This window comes from Pseudomonas sp. 1L-C-7-B-C1 (genome assembly GCF_057291635.1).
The window spans coordinates 325395-342622 of record NZ_JBXAWH010000001.1; the positions used below are offsets into that span (position 1 = coordinate 325395).

At 60.0% G+C, this 17228-nt stretch carries 16 protein-coding genes; 6 read left to right on the plus strand and 10 right to left on the minus strand.

What is annotated here, in order from left to right; all coding sequences use genetic code 11:
- Positions 1-38: 38 nt before the first annotated feature.
- The 6 genes from pcaD to pcaR all read right to left on the minus strand — a co-directional run bounded on the left by pcaD (position 39) and on the right by pcaR (position 6219).
- Positions 39-827, minus strand: a complete 789-nt coding sequence (gene pcaD, locus AC0Z8Z_RS01465; RefSeq protein ID WP_485617533.1) for a 3-oxoadipate enol-lactonase — start codon at positions 825-827, stop codon at positions 39-41.
- A gap of 87 nt (positions 828-914) precedes the next feature.
- Positions 915-2204 (minus strand): MFS family transporter, encoded by a 1290-nt coding sequence (locus tag AC0Z8Z_RS01470; RefSeq protein WP_485617535.1) that lies wholly within the window; start codon positions 2202-2204, stop codon positions 915-917.
- A gap of 169 nt (positions 2205-2373) precedes the next feature.
- Positions 2374-3576, minus strand: a complete 1203-nt coding sequence (gene pcaF / locus AC0Z8Z_RS01475; RefSeq protein ID WP_485617537.1) for a 3-oxoadipyl-CoA thiolase — start codon at positions 3574-3576, stop codon at positions 2374-2376.
- Entirely contained in the window at positions 3573-4352 is a 780-nt protein-coding gene (locus tag AC0Z8Z_RS01480) for a CoA-transferase subunit beta (RefSeq protein WP_485617539.1), read from the minus strand. Before AC0Z8Z_RS01480 ends, pcaF begins: the two co-directional genes overlap by 4 nt.
- Positions 4349-5209, minus strand: coding sequence for a CoA transferase subunit A (locus tag AC0Z8Z_RS01485; protein ID WP_485617541.1), 861 nt, complete (start codon positions 5207-5209; stop codon positions 4349-4351). The genes AC0Z8Z_RS01480 and AC0Z8Z_RS01485 overlap by 4 nt, the downstream gene beginning before the upstream one ends.
- 167 nt (positions 5210-5376) lie before the next feature.
- Complete coding sequence (gene pcaR / locus AC0Z8Z_RS01490) at positions 5377-6219, minus strand: pca regulon transcriptional regulator PcaR (protein WP_485617543.1); 843 nt, start codon at positions 6217-6219, stop codon at positions 5377-5379.
- 815 nt (positions 6220-7034) lie between these two features.
- On the opposite strand from pcaR, the gene AC0Z8Z_RS01495 reads away from it, so the two are divergent.
- The gene (locus AC0Z8Z_RS01495; RefSeq protein ID WP_037014498.1) at positions 7035-7232 is read left to right on the plus strand and encodes a hypothetical protein; all 198 of its coding nucleotides are present in this window, start codon (positions 7035-7037) and stop codon (positions 7230-7232) included.
- Between the two features lie 243 nt (positions 7233-7475).
- Positions 7476-8948 carry an inorganic phosphate transporter gene (locus AC0Z8Z_RS01500; RefSeq protein WP_065992277.1) on the plus strand — a complete coding sequence of 491 codons (1473 nt, stop codon included), beginning with the start codon at positions 7476-7478 and terminating at the stop codon, positions 8946-8948.
- A gap of 105 nt (positions 8949-9053) precedes the next feature.
- On the opposite strand, the gene AC0Z8Z_RS01505 is transcribed toward AC0Z8Z_RS01500, so the two are convergent.
- On the minus strand, positions 9054-10544 hold the full coding sequence (locus AC0Z8Z_RS01505; RefSeq protein ID WP_485617545.1) for a helicase HerA-like domain-containing protein: 1491 nt from the start codon (positions 10542-10544) through the stop codon (positions 9054-9056).
- 213 nt (positions 10545-10757) lie between these two features.
- Between AC0Z8Z_RS01505 and gpgS the strand changes: the two genes are divergently transcribed.
- From gpgS to gpgF, 3 genes are read left to right on the plus strand one after another with little or no spacing between them, the layout of a single operon-like run.
- On the plus strand, positions 10758-11870 hold the full coding sequence (gpgS, locus tag AC0Z8Z_RS01510) for an N-acetylglucosaminyl phosphatidylglycerol synthase (protein ID WP_485617547.1): 1113 nt from the start codon (positions 10758-10760) through the stop codon (positions 11868-11870).
- 10 nt (positions 11871-11880) lie between these two features.
- On the plus strand, positions 11881-12642 hold the full coding sequence (gene gpgD / locus AC0Z8Z_RS01515; RefSeq protein WP_420793017.1) for an N-acetylglucosaminyl phosphatidylglycerol deacetylase: 762 nt from the start codon (positions 11881-11883) through the stop codon (positions 12640-12642).
- On the plus strand, positions 12639-13634 hold the full coding sequence (gpgF, locus tag AC0Z8Z_RS01520; RefSeq protein ID WP_122622428.1) for a glucosaminyl phosphatidylglycerol flippase: 996 nt from the start codon (positions 12639-12641) through the stop codon (positions 13632-13634). The genes gpgD and gpgF overlap by 4 nt, the downstream gene beginning before the upstream one ends.
- Here the strand turns inward: gpgF and AC0Z8Z_RS01525 are convergent.
- Positions 13611-13799: a hypothetical protein gene (locus AC0Z8Z_RS01525; RefSeq protein ID WP_485617548.1), complete on the minus strand. Its 189-nt coding sequence runs from the start codon at positions 13797-13799 to the stop codon at positions 13611-13613. The two genes, gpgF and AC0Z8Z_RS01525, sit on opposite strands and share 24 nt — an antisense overlap.
- Positions 13800-13903: 104 nt before the next feature.
- Positions 13904-14755, minus strand: a complete 852-nt coding sequence (gene purU / locus AC0Z8Z_RS01530) for a formyltetrahydrofolate deformylase (protein WP_122622430.1) — start codon at positions 14753-14755, stop codon at positions 13904-13906.
- Positions 14756-15101: 346 nt separating this feature from the next.
- On the opposite strand from purU, the gene mvaT reads away from it, so the two are divergent.
- A complete protein-coding gene (gene mvaT, locus AC0Z8Z_RS01535; protein ID WP_122535995.1) occupies positions 15102-15479 on the plus strand; it encodes a histone-like nucleoid-structuring protein MvaT in 378 nt (125 codons plus the stop codon).
- A gap of 100 nt (positions 15480-15579) precedes the next feature.
- On the opposite strand, the gene sbcB is transcribed toward mvaT, so the two are convergent.
- Entirely contained in the window at positions 15580-17010 is a 1431-nt protein-coding gene (gene sbcB, locus AC0Z8Z_RS01540) for an exodeoxyribonuclease I (protein WP_485617550.1), read from the minus strand.
- Between the last annotated feature and the right edge of the window lie 218 nt (positions 17011-17228).

A 17228-nucleotide genomic window follows, 5' to 3' on the forward strand; every position in this document is an offset into this window, starting at 1 on the left:
GCCTATTTTACGGCTCGCCCCCCCCCAGCAAGCAGACCTCACGCCAACAAAAACTCCGTCACACGCAGTGCAAAGACTTCACCCAGTTCAACACTGGACAGGTGCGCCGCGTAATAGTCGGAAAGCTCGCTGCCGTGGATGTGGTTCTGCAGAAAGTGCCCGTCCGCCACCGTGGTGACGCCGTCATGGCTGCCGCAGATGATCAGCGTGGGCACGGTGATCGAACCGACTTCCTTGCGCAGATCGGCATCCCGGACAGCCGCGCAGCAGGCGGCGTAACCCAGCGGAGAGGTTGCCGCCAGCACGTCGGTGACCGGCGTGACCTTGTCGGCGTGCTGACTGGCAAAGTCAGGCGTGAACCAACGCCCTACAGCGCCAGCGCCCATTTCCTTCATGGCCCGCTCACCGCCCTTCTCCACCTGGGCGATGCGCGGCGCCCACGTTTCCGTGTCGCCGATCTTCGCAGCGGTGTTGCACAGCACCAGCTTGTGCAGCCGATCGTTGGCATGAATGCCCAGCCACTGACCGATCAAGCCACCCATGGACAGTCCACAAAAGTGCGCGCGGTCGACCTTCAACCCATCAAGCAGCGCCAGCACGTCTCGTCCCAGCTGTTCGATGGTGTAAGGCCCTTGGGTGACGAGGGACTGACCGTGGCCGCGGGTGTCGTAACGCACGACGCGGAATGACTTGCTCAGCGCCGGAATCTGCGCGTCCCACATATGCAGGTCAGTGCCCAGCGAGTTGGACAGCACCAGCACTGGCGCATCCTCTCGCCCATCAATTTCATAATGCAGCTCACCGTCTTCAAGTTGTACGAACGCCATGGCAGTCGCTCCGTGAAACACGTGGAATAAGTGTGATGAACGTGGACAGCTCGCGCCGTGCAAAGACGCGGGCTCCAAGGTCCGGGATCAGTGATCTTCGTGCAGGTAAGCAGGCTTCTTCGGCAGTCGCAGGCTGAACAGGAAAGCAATCGCCATCATCGCAGTCACGTACCAGTAGAAGGTGTTTTCCATGCCCATGTTCTTAAGACCCAAGGCCACGTATTCCGCCGAGCCGCCGAAGATCGCATTCGCCACGGCATAGGCCAGGCCGACGCCCAGCGCCCGAACCTGAACCGGGAACATCTCGGCTTTCACCAGGCCGCTGATGGAGGTGTAGAAACTGACGATCGCCAGGGCCAGGGTGATCAGCACGAAGGCGATGATCGGGCTGGTGGTGGTTTTCAAGGTCAGTAGCAGCGGCACCGTGCACAGCGTGCCCAGCCCGCCGAACCACAGCATCGAAGCGCGACGGCCGATTTTGTCGGCGAGCATGCCGAACACCGGCTGCATGCACATGTACAGGAACAGCGCGCCGGTCATGATATAGCTCGCGACCTTGGCATCCATGTGCACGGTGTTCACCAGGTATTTCTGCATGTACGTGGTGAAGGTGTAGAAAATCAGCGAGCCACCGGCGGTGTAGCCCAGCACGGTGATGAACGCCGCTTTGTGATCGCGGAACAGGGCAGACATGCTGCCCGCATCCTTGTTCTGACGGACTTCGGCGGTGGTGGTTTCTTTCAGCGAGCGGCGCAGCACCAGCGAAATCACCGCCGCCACCGCACCGACCACGAACGGGATGCGCCAGCCGTAGGCTTTGAGCTCATCGGCACTGAGAAACTGCTGCAGGATGACCACGGTCAGTACGGCCAACAGCTGGCCGCCAATCAGCGTCACGTACTGAAACGAAGCGAAAAACCCGCGCTGCCCCCGCAATGCGACTTCGCTCATGTAGGTGGCCGTGGTGCCGTATTCGCCGCCCACCGACAGGCCTTGGAACAGGCGCGCCATCAGCAGCAGAAACGGCGCCCAGGCACCGATGGTTGCATAGGTGGGCAGACAGGCGATGACCAGCGATCCCGCGCACATCATCAGCACGGAAATCATCATCGAGTTCTTGCGGCCATGTTTGTCCGCCACGCGACCGAACAGCCAGCCGCCGATGGGACGCATCAGGAAGCCTGCGGCGAATACGCCCGCGGTGTTGAGCAGTTGAACGGTCGGGTCGTCGGAAGGAAAAAACGCAGGCGCGAAGTAGATGGCGCAGAAGGCGTAGACGTAGAAGTCGAACCATTCGACGAGGTTGCCCGATGAGGCCCCGACGATGGCGAAGATCCGCTTGCGCCGTTCTTCGCCGGTGTAGTGAGTCGTTGTCATTATTATCTCCCCAGGTGTTAGTAAGGTCAGCCAGTCTAAGACATAACCTGCAACATTTAGACTTAAGCAGTAACGTTTCGACATCACAAGGACAACCACCCAAGTCAGCAAGTTGCCCCTTTCGCAGAGGCAACCGATGACTCGGGTGGCTGATTCCCAGGAAGGTCGTTTAGCGCGCTATCGCAAGGGCCAGGCCTTGTCCCACGCCAACGCACATCGTGGCCAGCGCTTTGCTGCCGCCGGTTTTCTCCAGCTGATGCAACGCCGTCAGCACCAGCCGCGCGCCGCTCATGCCGAGCGGATGCCCTAGGGAGATCGACCCGCCGTTCGGGTTCACCTTGGGTGAATCGTCAGCAATGCCAAGTTCACGCAAGACCGCCAGGCCTTGGCTGGCGAACGCTTCGTTGAGCTCAATGACGTCGAAATCACTGAGCGCCAGACCTAGCCGTGCCACCAGCTTGCGCACCGCCGGGACCGGACCGATGCCCATGACGCGGGGTTCCACGCCGGCACTGGCCATCCCCAGCACGCGAGCGCGCGGCGTCAGGCCGTGCTTCTTGACGGCTTCGGCGGACGCCAGAATCATCGCCGCCGCGCCGTCGTTCAGGCCCGCGGCGTTGCCGGCCGTGACCGTTTTGCCAGGCCCGTTGACCGGCTTCAGCTTGGCGAGCGCCTCAAGGCTGGTGTCGGCACGGGGGTGCTCGTCGATGTCGACGACGGTCTCGCCTTTTTTGTGGGCGATGCGCACGGGCACGATCTCCTCGACGAAGAAGCCCGCGGCCTGAGCCGCGGCCGTGCGCTGCTGGCTGCGCAGGGCAAACGCGTCCTGATCCTCCCGGGAGACGCCGAAATCCTCAGCGACGTTGTCGCCGGTCTGCGGCATGGTCTCAACGCCGTACTGGTCTTTCATGTGCGGATTGACGAAACGCCAGCCCAGGGTGGTGTCTTCCAGCTTCTGCCCGCGGCCGAATGCCGTGTCGGCCTTGCCCATCACAAACGGCGCACGGGACATGGACTCGACGCCGCCGGCAATGGCCAGCTCCATCTCGCCGCAAGCAATGGCGCGGAACGCAGAACCCACCGCGTCCATGCCTGAAGCGCACAAGCGATTGAGGGTCACGCCCGGCACAGTCGCTGGCAAGCCGGCCAACAGCGCCGCCATGCGCGCGACGTTGCGGTTGTCTTCCCCCGCCTGATTGGCGCAGCCGAGGAACACTTCGTCCAGCTCATTCCAGTTGACCAACGGATTGCGCGCCATCAGGGCTTTTATGGGCAACGCTGCCAGATCATCCGCACGAACAGTCGCCAGGGCGCCGCCAAAACGGCCGATAGGGGTGCGAATCGCGTCGCAGATAAATACGTCGCGCATCATGCTTCTCCCGGGGCCTGGCCATGGGCGGCAGCGGTCCGCGCCTCCAGATCACGCAACGCGGTCAGTTCGTACGTGGTAGGCGCGTCGGATTGCACGACCGTGTCGGCAAAGCGCAGGTCCCAACCGGTGGCGGCGATCACCTGCTCGCGGGTCACGCCGGGGTGCAGCGTGGTCACGACGAATTCGTGGGTGCCCTCCTCCGGCTCCATGATGCACAGGTCGGTGATGATGCCGACCGGCCCGGCCCCCGGCAGGCCGAGGCGTTTTCGGGAGTCGCCCCCTTCGCCGTGGCCGACCGAGGTCAGGAAGTCCAGCGTGTTGACGAATGTCCGTGGCGACTGCTTGAGGATGATCAGCACTTCTTTGGCCGAGCCTGCAATTTCCGGCGCGCCCCCCGCACCCGGCAGGCGCACTTTCGGGTGGTGATAATCGCCGACGACAGTGGTGTTGATGTTGCCGAAACGGTCGACCTGGGCCGCGCCAAGAAAACCGACATCGACACGCCCGCCCTGCAGCCAGTAACGGAATATCTCGCTGGTGGACACCACGGTGTCAGCGGTTTCCGCCAGTTCGCCGTCACCGATGGACAGCGGCAGCACGTCTGGCTTGGCGCCGATTGGCCCTGATTCGTAAATCAGTACGACGTCAGGTGAGGAAGTGAGGCGCGCCAGATTGGCCGCTTTCGAGGGCAGACCGATGCCAACGAAACACACGGCGCCGTTTTTCAACCGGCGCGCGGCGGCGACGGTCATCATTTCGCTGGTGGAATAAGTCATTGGTGAGCCTCCGCCGCGTGGGCCAGCTTGTCCTTGAACTCACTGAAGTCACGGGTGCCATGGATGTATTCGTCGATCCAGGCGGTAAACGCCTGACGGTCGCGGGCGATGGCGTCCCATGCCTGATAGAAACGGTTATCGCGTTCGTAGTAACCGTGGGCGTAGGAAGGATGCGCCCCGCCCGGCACGACGCACACGGCACTTAGCGCCCAGGTTGGCAGCACGCAGGCGTTCATCGGCGCCTTGAGGTCATCGACAATTTCCTCGACCGTGACGATGCAGCGCTTGGCCGCCAACGCTGCCTCTTTCTGTACCCCGAGAATGCCCCACAGCAGCACGTTGCCTTTGCGGTCGGCTTTCTGCGCGTGGATCACCGTGACGTCGGGGCGTACCGCGGGCACCGCCGCCAGCACTTCTCCGGTGAACGGGCATGTGACGGATTTGATCAGCGGGTTCACCTTCGGCAGATCGGAACCGGCGTAGGCGCGCAGCACCGCGAACGGCAAACCGGACGCGCCCGCCACGTACGCGTTGGCGAGGTCGGCGTGGCTGTGTTCTTCAATCTCCGTGGGCTGCGGCCATTGCCGTTCGACGGCATCACGAAGCCGATGCAACGAGCCAACCCCGGGGTTACCGCCCCACGAGAAAATCAGACGTCTCGCACAGCCTGCGCCGATCAACTGGTCATAGATCAGATCGGGCGTCATGCGCACCAGCGTCAGATCTTTCTTTTTCTGACGGATGAGTTCATGGCCAGCTGCTGTAGGAATCAGGTGGGTAAAGCCTTCCAGTGCAACGGTGTCGCCATCGTTGACGAACTGCTTCACAGCCTCGTGGAGGGAAAGAATTGCAGCCATGGGGTGCTCCAGGTTCACACTCGGTTGCCATGCCCTTGACGGCTTGGCGTTGAGAATGAGGTTATGCCTGGGCAAAGGACGGGACAATCCGATAACCGACTAAGTGTTCGATCACCGAACGGTTAGTGGAGACCGGAGCCAGCTACGGTCTCACCGCTTTTTAGCCGTCAGGTAAACAGCTGCGTGCTCAGGTCACGGCTGGCATTCAGCATGATCGGCAAAAACTTCTGCTCCAGGTCATTGCGCGCCACTCGGCCTGCACTGGTGCTGACATTCAGCGCCGCGAGCACCTGACCCGATGCGTCGTAGACCGGCACGGCAATGGAACGCAAACCCTGCTCCAGTTCCTGATCGACAATGCACCAGCCCTGCTGCCGCACTTGCTGCAAGCATTCGAGCAAGGCCTCGGGGGTGCGCAGGGTGCGACTGGTTTTGGGTTGCAGATCCACGTGGTCGAGGTATTCCTGCAACGACACATCGTCCAGCGCTGCCAGCAAAATCCTGCCCATGGACGTGCAGTAAGCCGGCAAACGCCCGCCCACCGCCAGATCCACGGAGATCAGTCGCTGAGTCGTGGCCGAGCGCGCAATGTAAAGAATGTCGTCGCCTTCCAGCGTGGCCATGTTGCAGGCCTCGTGCAGCTGATCACTCATGCGGTCCAGATACGGCTGCGACGAAACCGCCAGGGGTGTGGACGACAGGTACGCATGGCCGAGCGTCAGCACCTTAGGCAGAAGCGAGTACGTTCGCCCGTCCGTAGTGGCGTAACCCAGTTTGATGAGTGTGTGCAGGCAACGACGAACCGCAGCCCTGGGGATTTCCGTGCGGTGGCTGATCTGGGCGATGGTCAGGTGCCGCTTGCGCTCTTGAAACGCATGAATGACGGCCAACCCCCGCGCCAGCGAGGTCATGAAGTCCGGATCACCGGTGAGCGCCTGAATCCTTTTAGCAGGGGACGCAACAATCGGCGGCGCAAGTGACGTGAAAGAATTACGCAATTGGTCGTTCATGCTGACACCGTTCGTCGTGGCCGCGGAAGCCTTGTAGACCGCCACTCTCGCCTGTTTTCAGAGCCACGGCAAGTGAGCTTTGGGCGATTATCGAACGAGTGGGCGATAATCGCAATTGACCAGCCGCACCGTTGCTTATACCTTTCACCCTGCCATGAGGCTTCTTTGGATTACTGGTCAGGTACCCACTGAGAAGTCCCGGGCACGGCCTTGCTAATCGCAAGGCCGTTTTGTTTCCCTCTCCGCGTTATCTGTAACCAAATAAATACACCTCTGCTATTCGCACCTTCATACCCGAGAATTTACGTCGCCAGAAAACTGCCTGTCGCGTTAAACATTTGACTCACAAAGTTCTGACGTAAAACCGAATGTGCAACTTAGGAACCTTCGTACATAAAAAAGGTATAAATCCTCCATTGCTCGACTGCGACACTCTCGACAGTTGACTCGCCTGCGCATCTTCGCGATAGTGACCGCCATTGAAGCTCCGGAACGCTATCGCGTGGTTTAATCCCCCTCGCCCATTCGGCATGGATCCAAACTCACGTAGGCATTGCCCGATTCGATCGCAATGTTCGGCGGCGGCAGGCCAATACCACGGTCATTTGCCATCCTGCAGACAATCAATAAAGAATGTTGCTACGACAGTTTTGTCATTCCGGTGTACGTAGCCGCCCCTGTTTGAAGTGTGAATCATCTTGCGCAGCGCTCCTGCCCGATGGTTATTCCTGATCCGATACAGTGCGATCGTCAGGCCCGACATTTTCAGACTCGGCGTCAGCACCGGGATTAAACTCAACCGATCAGGTATTAACGTGACCAAAGATGAACTGCGCGCAGAATTAGAGCGCCAGGAACAACGTTACAAGGAAGTTTACGGCGGCGAAGTCACAACATACGCCGCTCAGCCCGAGCCAGAACGCAAGCCGTGGCGCAAGCGGGCGAGCCTGCTCGATCAGGCTTTCAAGCAAGAACTGCAAAAGATGGAAGAAGAACTCAAGGAAGAGCCTTGAGCAGGTAGCTTGCCTGTCGCTGACCCAGGCAGCCGACGGCGAACCCGCTGTTGCTTGAAAGACCGGGCTTAATAGAGTCGACCCTGATTCAGGGGGGCTTCGCACCGTCATTCCGGACAGGAAGTCACGGGCTGATGAGACAGAAATTGGGTTGCCGTTTGCTACCAATGATCCGCGCGCCTATCGCGCAGTTTTTTTTCTGTCATAATCCCGCCCCCTTAAGACCGGGTCAGAAAACCTTCCATGATCGATCTATTCAGCGGACTGGATGCTTGGGTAATTGTGAGCCTGTTGCTCGCCCTGGCGTTTGTCCTCACCTTCGAGTTCATCAATGGCTTTCATGACACCGCCAACGCGGTGGCGACAGTCATTTACACCAAGGCCATGCCGCCCCATCTGGCAGTCTTTTTCTCGGGCGTGTTCAATTTCCTCGGGGTGCTCCTGGGTGGCGTCGGCGTGGCATATGCCATCGTCCATCTGCTTCCGGTCGAGTTATTGATCAACGTCAACACCGGTCATGGTCTGGCCATGGTGTTCTCGCTGCTGGCTGCGGCCATCACCTGGAACCTCGGCACCTGGTACTTCGGTATCCCGGCGTCCAGCTCCCACACGTTGATCGGTTCGATTCTGGGTGTCGGTCTGGCCAATGCGCTGATCAACAACATCCCGCTGGGCGAAGGCGTGAACTGGCAGAAAGCGATCGACATCGGCGCTTCGCTGGTGTTTTCGCCACTGGCCGGTTTCATCGTGGCAGGTCTGGTGTTGTTGGGTCTCAAAGCCTGGCGTCCCCTGTCCAAGATGCACAAGACCCCGGAACAACGCCGCAAGCTCGATGACAAAAAACACCCTCCATTCTGGAATCGCCTGGTTTTGGTGATTTCCGCGATGGCGGTGAGCTTCGTGCACGGTTCCAATGATGGCCAGAAAGGCATTGGTCTGATCATGCTGGTGCTCATCGGTATCGTCCCGGCGCAGTTCGTGCTGGACCTGAGCACCACGACTTACCAGATCGAACGCACCCGCGACGCGACCCAGCACCTGAGCCAGTTTTACCAGCGCAACAACGCGACGCTGGGCGAGTACCTGGCACTGGGTAAATCAGCGGCGGGCGACTTGCCTGAGCGCTTCAGCTGCAACCCCGAGCAGACCGAGCCGACCATTGATGCGCTGTTGAGCAACCTCAAGGGCGTCAATGACTACCACAGCCTCGCACCGGAGCGTCGCATCGAAGTGCGTCGTTACCTGCTGTGCCTGGACGACACGGCACGCAAGGTCGGCAAGCTGCCGGCGCTGGATGCCCGTGAAAAATCCGATCTGGAGAAGCTGCGCAAGGACCTGACCGCCACCACTGAATACGCGCCGTTCTGGGTGATCTTCGCCGTTGCTCTGGCGCTGGGCATTGGCACCATGGTCGGCTGGAAACGTGTGGTGCTGACCATCGGCGAGAAGATCGGCAAGCAAGGCATGACCTACGCGCAGGGCATGTCCGCTCAGATCACCACCGCGAGCGCCATTGCGCTGGCCAACGTGTTCAGCCTGCCGGTTTCGACCACTCACATCCTGTCGTCCGGCGTGGCCGGGACCATGGTGGCGAACAAAAGCGGCCTGCAAGGCGGCACCGTACGTAACATTCTGCTGGCGTGGGTGTTGACCCTGCCCGCCACGGTCGCGCTGTCGGCAGGGTTATTCTGGCTGGCGTCCAAAGCGCTGGCCTGACCTGACTGCACGGCATGATCTGAAGAAGCCCATTCATTGAATGGGCTTTTTTGTGGGTGCGAGATCAGCGAGGTGTTCATCGGGATGAGCGTGTGGGCGAAGGTTTTAGCGGCGTTTTTTACCACCGCCCAGCAACGAGCCCATCAATCCCCGTACCAGCTCGCGACCGATCTGGGTCGCGGCCTGGCGCATCGCGCTCTTGACCGCCTGCCCCGCCAAACCACCCAGAAAACCACCGGCCATGTCGGCAAAGCCGCCTTCTGACTTCTCCTCGGCGGGCAGTTTTTGCGCGGGGTCCGTCGAAGCGCCTTTGCGCGCCAGCAGCATTTCGTAGGCTGATTCGCGATCCACGGGCTTGTCGTAACGACCGGCCAGTGGCGACCGGGCCATCAGGGCGGCGCGTTCAGCCTGGGTCAACGGCCCGATGCGCGATTGCGGCGGGGCAACCAGCACCCGCTGGACCATTTCAGGCGTGCCCTTGTCCTGCAGCGTGCCCACCAGCGCCTCACCGATGCCCAGTTCGGTCAGCACCGAGAGCGCGTCGAACTCGGGATTGGGGCGGAAACCGTCCGCGACGGCCTTCAGCGATCGCTGCTCCTTGCTGGTGAACGCGCGCAGGCCATGCTGAATGCGCAAACCGAGCTGGGCCAGAATCGTGTCCGGCAGATCCCCGGGAGACTGGGTGACAAAATACACGCCGACGCCTTTCGAGCGAATCAGCCGCACCACTTGCTCCAGCCGCTCCTGCAGCGCCTTTGGCGTATCCGCGAACAGCAAATGCGCTTCGTCGAAGAACAGCGCCAGCAAGGGTTTATCGGCATCGCCGCGCTCGGGCAATTGCTCGAACAGCTCGGCCAGCAGCCACAGCAGGAAGGTGGCGTAGACCTTCGGCGACTCGTGCACCAGCCGGCTGGCATCCAGCAAATGAATCTGCCCGCGGCCGTCGCTTGCAGGCTGCAGAATGTCTTCCAGTTGCAGCGCCGGCTCACCGAACAAGGCCTCGGCGCCCTGCTGCTCAAGGACGGCCAGCCGACGCAGCAGCGCCTGACTCGACCCCGTCGTCATCAGCGCGCTGTCATCGCCGAGTACTTCGGGGTTGTCGCGCAGATGATTGAGCAGCGCCTTGAGGTCCTTGATGTCCAGCAACAACAGCCCTTCCCGATCCGCCACCTTGAACGCGGCGTAGAGCGCCGACTGCTGGCTGTCCGTCAATTCCAGCAGACTTCCCAACAGCAGCGGCCCCATTTCCGATAACGTCGTGCGTAACGGATGGCCCGTTTCACCGTGCACATCCCACAGTGTTACCGGATAGCCCTGAGGTGTATGGTGCAGCCAGGGCATACCGGCAATGCGCTCGGCGATCTTGCCTTGAGGTTCGCCTGCAGCGCCGAGCCCGCAGAGATCCCCCTTGATGTCGGCCGCGAAGACGGCCACGCCGGCATCGCTGAACACTTCCGCCAGGCGCTGCAGCGTGACAGTTTTCCCGGTGCCCGTCGCGCCGGCCACCAGTCCGTGACGATTGGCCAGACGCATCGCCTGCCCAATCGGCTGGCCCTTCAGGTCAGCGCCAATAAGAATCTGTTGTGAGTCAGCCATCGGTTCACCCAAGCGTCGCATTTGATAATCCCGAGGGCACTGCGGCAACGGTCCGAATGGACCGCCACCGCTGATCAGCCCCAAGGCCCCTTCTCTACTCTAGCGCAAGCGTTGCGGCGCCCACCCATGGGCATGGGTGCGATGATCTGAAACCGAACATCTGTATCTGTGGATGGTCAACCGCAAGTACCGACCACCGGACGGAGCCTTACTGTGCATATCGCTGACATGACCATGTTCTACGCCCCTGCCAGCGGTGGCGTGCGCACCTATCTGGACGACAAACACCGTCGCCTCGCGCAATACCCGGGCGTGCGACACAGCCTGCTGATTCCCGGACCGCAACGCAGTCATGAGGACGGCGTATACCGTGTGCCGGCGCCGCCTGTGCCGTTTGGCAACGGCTACCGTTTTCCGCTGCGCGTGGGTCCCTGGCGAGATGCCCTGCGAAGCCTGCGACCCGACCTGATCGAAGTCGGCGACCCTTACCTGACCGCCTGGGCAGCACTGGACGCCCGACGCCAGCTGGACGTGCCGGTGATTGGCTTCTACCACTCCGACCTGCCGCTGCTGGTGCGCAACCGCGTCGGCACCTGGCTGGGCGCCAATGTCGAGAATTACGTGAGCAAACTCTACGGCAACTTCGACCGGGTGCTCGCGCCGAGCGCGGCGATGGCGGACAAGCTGATCCGTCTCGGTGTCAGGAATGTACATGTGCAGCCGTTGGGGGTTGATCTGCAGACGTTTCATCCCTCTCGGCGAGACGCCGGTCTCAAGGCCGAGTTGGGCCTGTCGGAAGAAACACACCTGCTTATCTTCGCCGGACGAGGTTCGAAAGAAAAAAACCTGACGGTTCTGCTGGACTGCATGAAGGCGCTGGGTGCGGATTACCACTTGGTGCTAGTGGGCTCTCATATGCCGACCGGCGTGCCAGCGAATGTGACGGTTGTGGATAAATTCCGCCCGACCGCCGAAGTCGCGCGGCTGCTGGCGAGTGCTGATGCGCTGGTGCATGCCGGGGATCAGGAAACCTTCGGCCTGGTGGTGATTGAAGCCATGGCCAGCGGAATTCCAGTGGTCGCAGTGGATGCCGGGGCGTTCCGCGAAATCATCCCCGCGCACTGCGGCCTGCTGTGCGAACCCAATCATCCGCTGGCCATGGCGGCAGCGGTGCGCCAACTGTTTGCAGAGGACTCGGCACGCCGAGGCGCACAGGCGCGGCGTCATGTGGAGACGCACTACGCGTGGGACACCGTGGTCACCGGTTTACTCGGGCATTATCAGGCAGTCCTCGGCGCCCATCAGCCGGTCTATGCCCATGGGTGACATTCCTGCAATCACCCAGCGCAGCTTGATGCTGGTGCTCCATGACGTGGCGCCACAAACCTGGCCGGATTATCGTCCGTTTGTAGAAGCCGTCGATGCACTGGGAAACGTGCCCATTACCTGGCTGGTGGTGCCAGACTTTCACAAGCAGAACTCCATCGACGCCAACCCGGACTTCCAGCGGGTGATGCACGACCGTCTTGCACGTGGCGATGAACTGGCGCTGCACGGTTATTACCACTGCGACGACAGCCCCGCGCCGCGCACGCCGCAGGATTTTTTCATGCGGCGCATCTACACCTGGGAAGGCGAGTTCTACACCCTCAACGAGCAGCAGGCGATGCAGCGACTGGAAGCCGGCATGGAAGTATTCCGGCGCAACGACTGGCCGCTGCACGGATTCGTTGCCCCGGCCTGGCTGATGAGCAAAGGCACACGTGATGCCCTTCGAAAATTGCCGTTGGACTACACAAGTGATGCCCAACACTTGTATCGTCTGCCGGACTTTTCCGAGATCGATGCACCCGGCATCGTCTGGAGCGCTCGCAGCGCATGGCGCCGGGGCGTATCGAAGATCGTCAGCAACCACCGTGAGGCTCAATTGCACAACGCCGCAACTATTCGTCTGGGTCTGCACCCTGTAGACATGCGCCACAATTTTTCCCGTCGTTACTGGCTGCAAGCCCTTGAGCGCTTGCTCAGCGACGGCCGTACGCCGACGAGCAAATTTGCCTGGTTACAGGGGCTGAATGCCGCCAGGTCTGCGGCGTGAGGCGACTTGGCTGGCTCGCAGCAGCGCTGATACTCGCCCTGCTGATTCCGTTCTTTATGGGCGGCGCAGACATGTTTCATCGCCTGCGCAACTTCCCGGTGATGCTCCTGATCGGCATGTTTGTCATGGTGCTGGTGGGCTGGTGCATGAACACGATGCGCCTGCGCCTGCTGCTTGGCGACGCTGCCAGCGGGCTCGGCATGCGCAAAAGCCTGGCTGTGGTGATGGCCACGGAGTTCGCCTACTGCGCGACGCCCGGGGGCAGCGGCGCCCCGTTGACACTCGTTGCACTGCTCTCGCGCAGTGGCATCGGCCCGGCGAAAAGCACAGCGGCCTTCGCCACTGACCAGCTAATGGATCTGGTGTTTTTCCTGCTCGCGCTGATCGGCATCCTGATTTACGCAGTGTTCCACCAGCTCAGCGAAAATCTGGAATGGATGCTCATTGCCAGCGCCCTGCTGATCGGTGCCGGGCTTTGTGCGTGCGCGGGTTTCGCGCGGTATCACCGACGCATCATTCTGTTCAACGGCCGCGTGCTCAAGCGCCTGAAACGCAAGAACACCACGCGTATTCGCTGGGCGCGCAAGCTGCTGCACTTTCGCGACGCCCTGGCTGAAACCTGGAAGATGCCCCATCGCATCCTGCTGCAGGTGTTTGCGTTGACCTGCGTGCACTGGAGTTTGCGTTACAGCGTGTTGTACCTGGCGCTGCAAGGGCTGGGCGTGAACATCGACTGGGCGTGGACGTTCCTGGTGCAGATGCTGTCGTTGAGCGCCGGGCAGTTCAGCCTGTCGCCGGGCGGTGCCGGGGCGGCGGAGTTGACGTCGGCGGCCTTGTTGGCGCCGATGGTGGGCAAGTCGACGGCCGCGGCGGCGATCCTTATCTGGCGGATCGTCACCTACTATTTCTATCTGGTCGCGGGCGGTCCGGTTTTTCTGTTGATGGTCGGGCGCCCCCTGTTGAACAAGTTACTGCGGATCAAGACCGTCTGATTCGTCTTGCGGTCTGGCGGATGTCAGCTCTTTCCATAATGCTTCGGCCTCCTCGAAGTCCGTTCCGTCCTCCGGCGACATTGCGTCGACGTCATAACGGCTCAGGCATCCCTCGCCAAGGGTCGGCGGGGCTTTGGAAGTGGCTCTGTCGAGGGGGTCGGTCATGTTGTTCTGCCTGTCTCGCCATAGAAGCCTGATTGTTCGCAAACAATCATGTTGAAGTGGGCCGCTGAAACTTCAGCGGCACATTAAAACCGGCTGATCACTTCTTAATCAAAGACCACTGTCTTGTTGTCATGCACCAGCACGCGGTCTTCCAGGTGCGCGCGCAGGCCGCGAGCAAGCACCATCTTTTCCACGTCGCGACCGAAACGCACCATGTTTTCGATGCTGTCGCGATGGCTGACGCGCACCACGTCCTGCTCGATGATAGGACCGGCGTCCAGTTCTTCGGTGACGTAGTGGCAAGTAGCACCGATCAGTTTCACGCCCCGCAGCGACGCCTGGTGATACGGCTTGGCGCCGACAAACGAAGGCAGGAAGCTGTGGTGAATATTGATGACCTGGTGCGCGTATTCCCGGCACAGTTGCGGTGGCAGGATCTGCATGTAACGCGCCAGCACAACAACGTCGGCTTCATGTTGTTTGACCAGACGCGAGACTTCGGCGAACGCCGGCTCTTTGTCTTTTGGATCAACCGGCACGTGGTAATACGGAATGTTGTGCCACTCGACCATGCTGCGCAGGTCCTGGTGGTTGGAAATCACGCAGGCGATTTCACAGTACAGTTCATCGCTGTGCCAGCGGTGCAACAGGTCGGCCAGGCAATGGGACTCCCGGCTTGCCATGAGCACGACGCGTTTTTTCTGCGCAGAGTCGGTAATCCGCCAGTCCATTGAAAACTCTTCGGCGATGGGCGCGAAGGCTTGGCGAAAACCTTCGAGGTCGAAAGGCAGAGAATCGGCGCGGATTTCATGGCGCATGAAAAACCAGCCGCTGAGGTTGTCAGAGTGATGGCTCGCTTCAGTAATCCAGCCGTTGTGCGATGCCAGAAAGTTACTGACCTTGGCAACGATACCGACACGGTCCGGGCAAGCAATCACCAGACGAAAAGTGCGCATGTGAAAAACTCCAGAACTTCGCAAAGGCGGCCATTCTAGCGATTAGCGATGGACTGTGCAGTACCTGTATGACACTCATTTCAGGCGGCAAAAAAGCGCACCCTGCCGAGGTCAATGCTTAAGTACCCTACAGGGCCATCGGCGGCAGAAACTCGACGCCAGATACTTCACTAAAAACGGTAAGGTCATTGGCGCGGTATAACGCGACATGTGTATCTGAATCGAGGATAAGTCTGCGGCTATTTCAAAATGCTACGGACAAAACTTTTCTTAAATGTTTACTTGCGCAAACACTCTGATTATTATGCGCCATCGCATCATGCCCATCACAACATAGGTACCCCCCATGTCACTGATCAACGAATACCGCGCAACAGAAGAAGCCATCAAAGAATTGCAAGCACGCCTGCAAAATCTGCAACAAGACGACAAACTGCAGAAAGAACTTGAGTTCGAAGGCAAACTGCGCACGTTGATGGGCGAGTATCAGAAATCCCTGCGCGACATCATCGCACTGCTGGATCCCGATTCGAAAATGAAGGCTCCACGTGGCGCTGCTGTAAAGCCGGTCGGCACCAAACGCGCTCGCAAGGTCAAGCAATACAAGAACCCGCACAACGGTGAAATCATCGAAACCAAAGGCGGCAACCACAAGACGCTGAAAGAGTGGAAAGCCAAGTGGGGTGGCGACGAGGTTGAAGGCTGGGCAACTCTGCTGGGTTAATTACCGGGTGTAGAGTCAGCCGTCGCGCAGAGATGTTCGACCCAAGAAGACGCCAGCTTATGCTGGCGTTTTTTATTGCCTGCCGTTTACTCCTCTTCGCTTAAAGCCCCAGGCGCTGTTTCAACACCAGAGAGTATTCCTGCCACTGGGCGAGTACTTTGAGTTGCTCGGGGGTGGCCTTAAGCGAGAGTTCGATCAGCGCACGGCTGAATGCCTTGAACGTATTGGGCGCGCCGGCCTGAGGATCGCTCAGGCGCAACTGACAAAACGCCAACCAGCGCTGTTGCTCGGCAACATTGAGGGTTTCGGCGAAGTTGCGGGCGCGGTACCGGAATAACAATTCAGGCAATCGGGGATCATCGAACGGCCAGCCATCGGCAGCCAGTTGCTGGGGCTCGGCAATTCGCACCTGCTCGCAGAGACGACGATCCCGATCATTGATGAAGCCATCGTACAACTGCTGTTCCGGATCCTCACTGGCAGCGAAGTTGTCGTTGGCATACACGCTCTTCAACTTGTCCTGCCAGATCGCCTGCCCTTCATTCAAAGCGGCCACGCGCGTTTTATAAACACTCATGTCCAGTTGCAGACGCTGACGGTCCTCCTCGCGAAGCACGCTCAGCGGGGCAATGACGGGGCATTTGTTAACATGCAACAATTTGAGCGGAACCGGTAACTGGCCTTCGAGCAGATCTTCGCGGCGGGTATATAGACGCTGACGCAAGGTCTCTCCGTCTTCCTCCAGCAACGGGCTGTGGTCATGGAACAGGTCATAGACAATCAATGCATTTCGGTTAACCGGATGCCAGGCCAGCGGGAGTACGACGCTCACATAACTTCGCGCCGCGGAAAATCGACCCGATATATGCACCAGCGGCTGCATCAACCGAATCTGATCCTGGACCTTGTGCTTGAAGCGCAAGCCAAAAAGATAATCGTAAAGTTTGGGTTGTTTATCGCGGATCAGACGCGCCAGCGCGATGGTTGCACGGACATCGGAGAGCGCGTCGTGGGCATGGCCATGGTCTATCCCGTTGGCCGCCGTCAGCCGCTCGAGTTTCAGGGTGACCCGGCCCTCTTCTTCCGGCCAGACAATACCCTCGGGGCGTAACGCATAAGCCGTGCGCACCACATCGATCAAATCCCAGCGGCTGTTGCCGCCCTGCCATTCCCGTGCATAGGGATCGAAGAAGTTGCGATAAAGACTGTAGCGGGTCATCTCATCGTCAAAACGCAACGTGTTGTAACCCGCGCTGCACGTGCCCGGCAGAGACATCTCCGCGTGCAGCCGGGTCATGAAGTCTGCTTCACACAAGCCTTTTTCCGCGAGCCGGTCAGGCGTGATGCCTGTCACCAGGCACGCCGCCGGGTGGGGCAGGATGTCATCGCTGGGCTGACAATAGAGGTTGATCGGTTCACCGATCTCGTTGAGTTGATCGTCCGTACGAATGCCCGCCACTTGCAGCGGCCGGTCGTTGCGTGGATTGATCCCGGTGGTTTCGTAGTCGTACCAGAAAATGCTGGAAGTCACGGGCTGATCCTGAACAAAAGACCGGGCGAGTTTAACAGACGCCCCTCCGCGCCTGACGCCAGTCAATAAACCCTACGGCTTGGGATACTGCGACACAGTTTGTGCGAAAGTGGCGGCTGTCTGTGGCCAGCAAGTTGTAACAGGACTATTCCCACACTTCGACCAGAATCATCCTGTTGCTTAGCCGCTCCGGCGTGGCTAGCATCAAACCTCTTTCA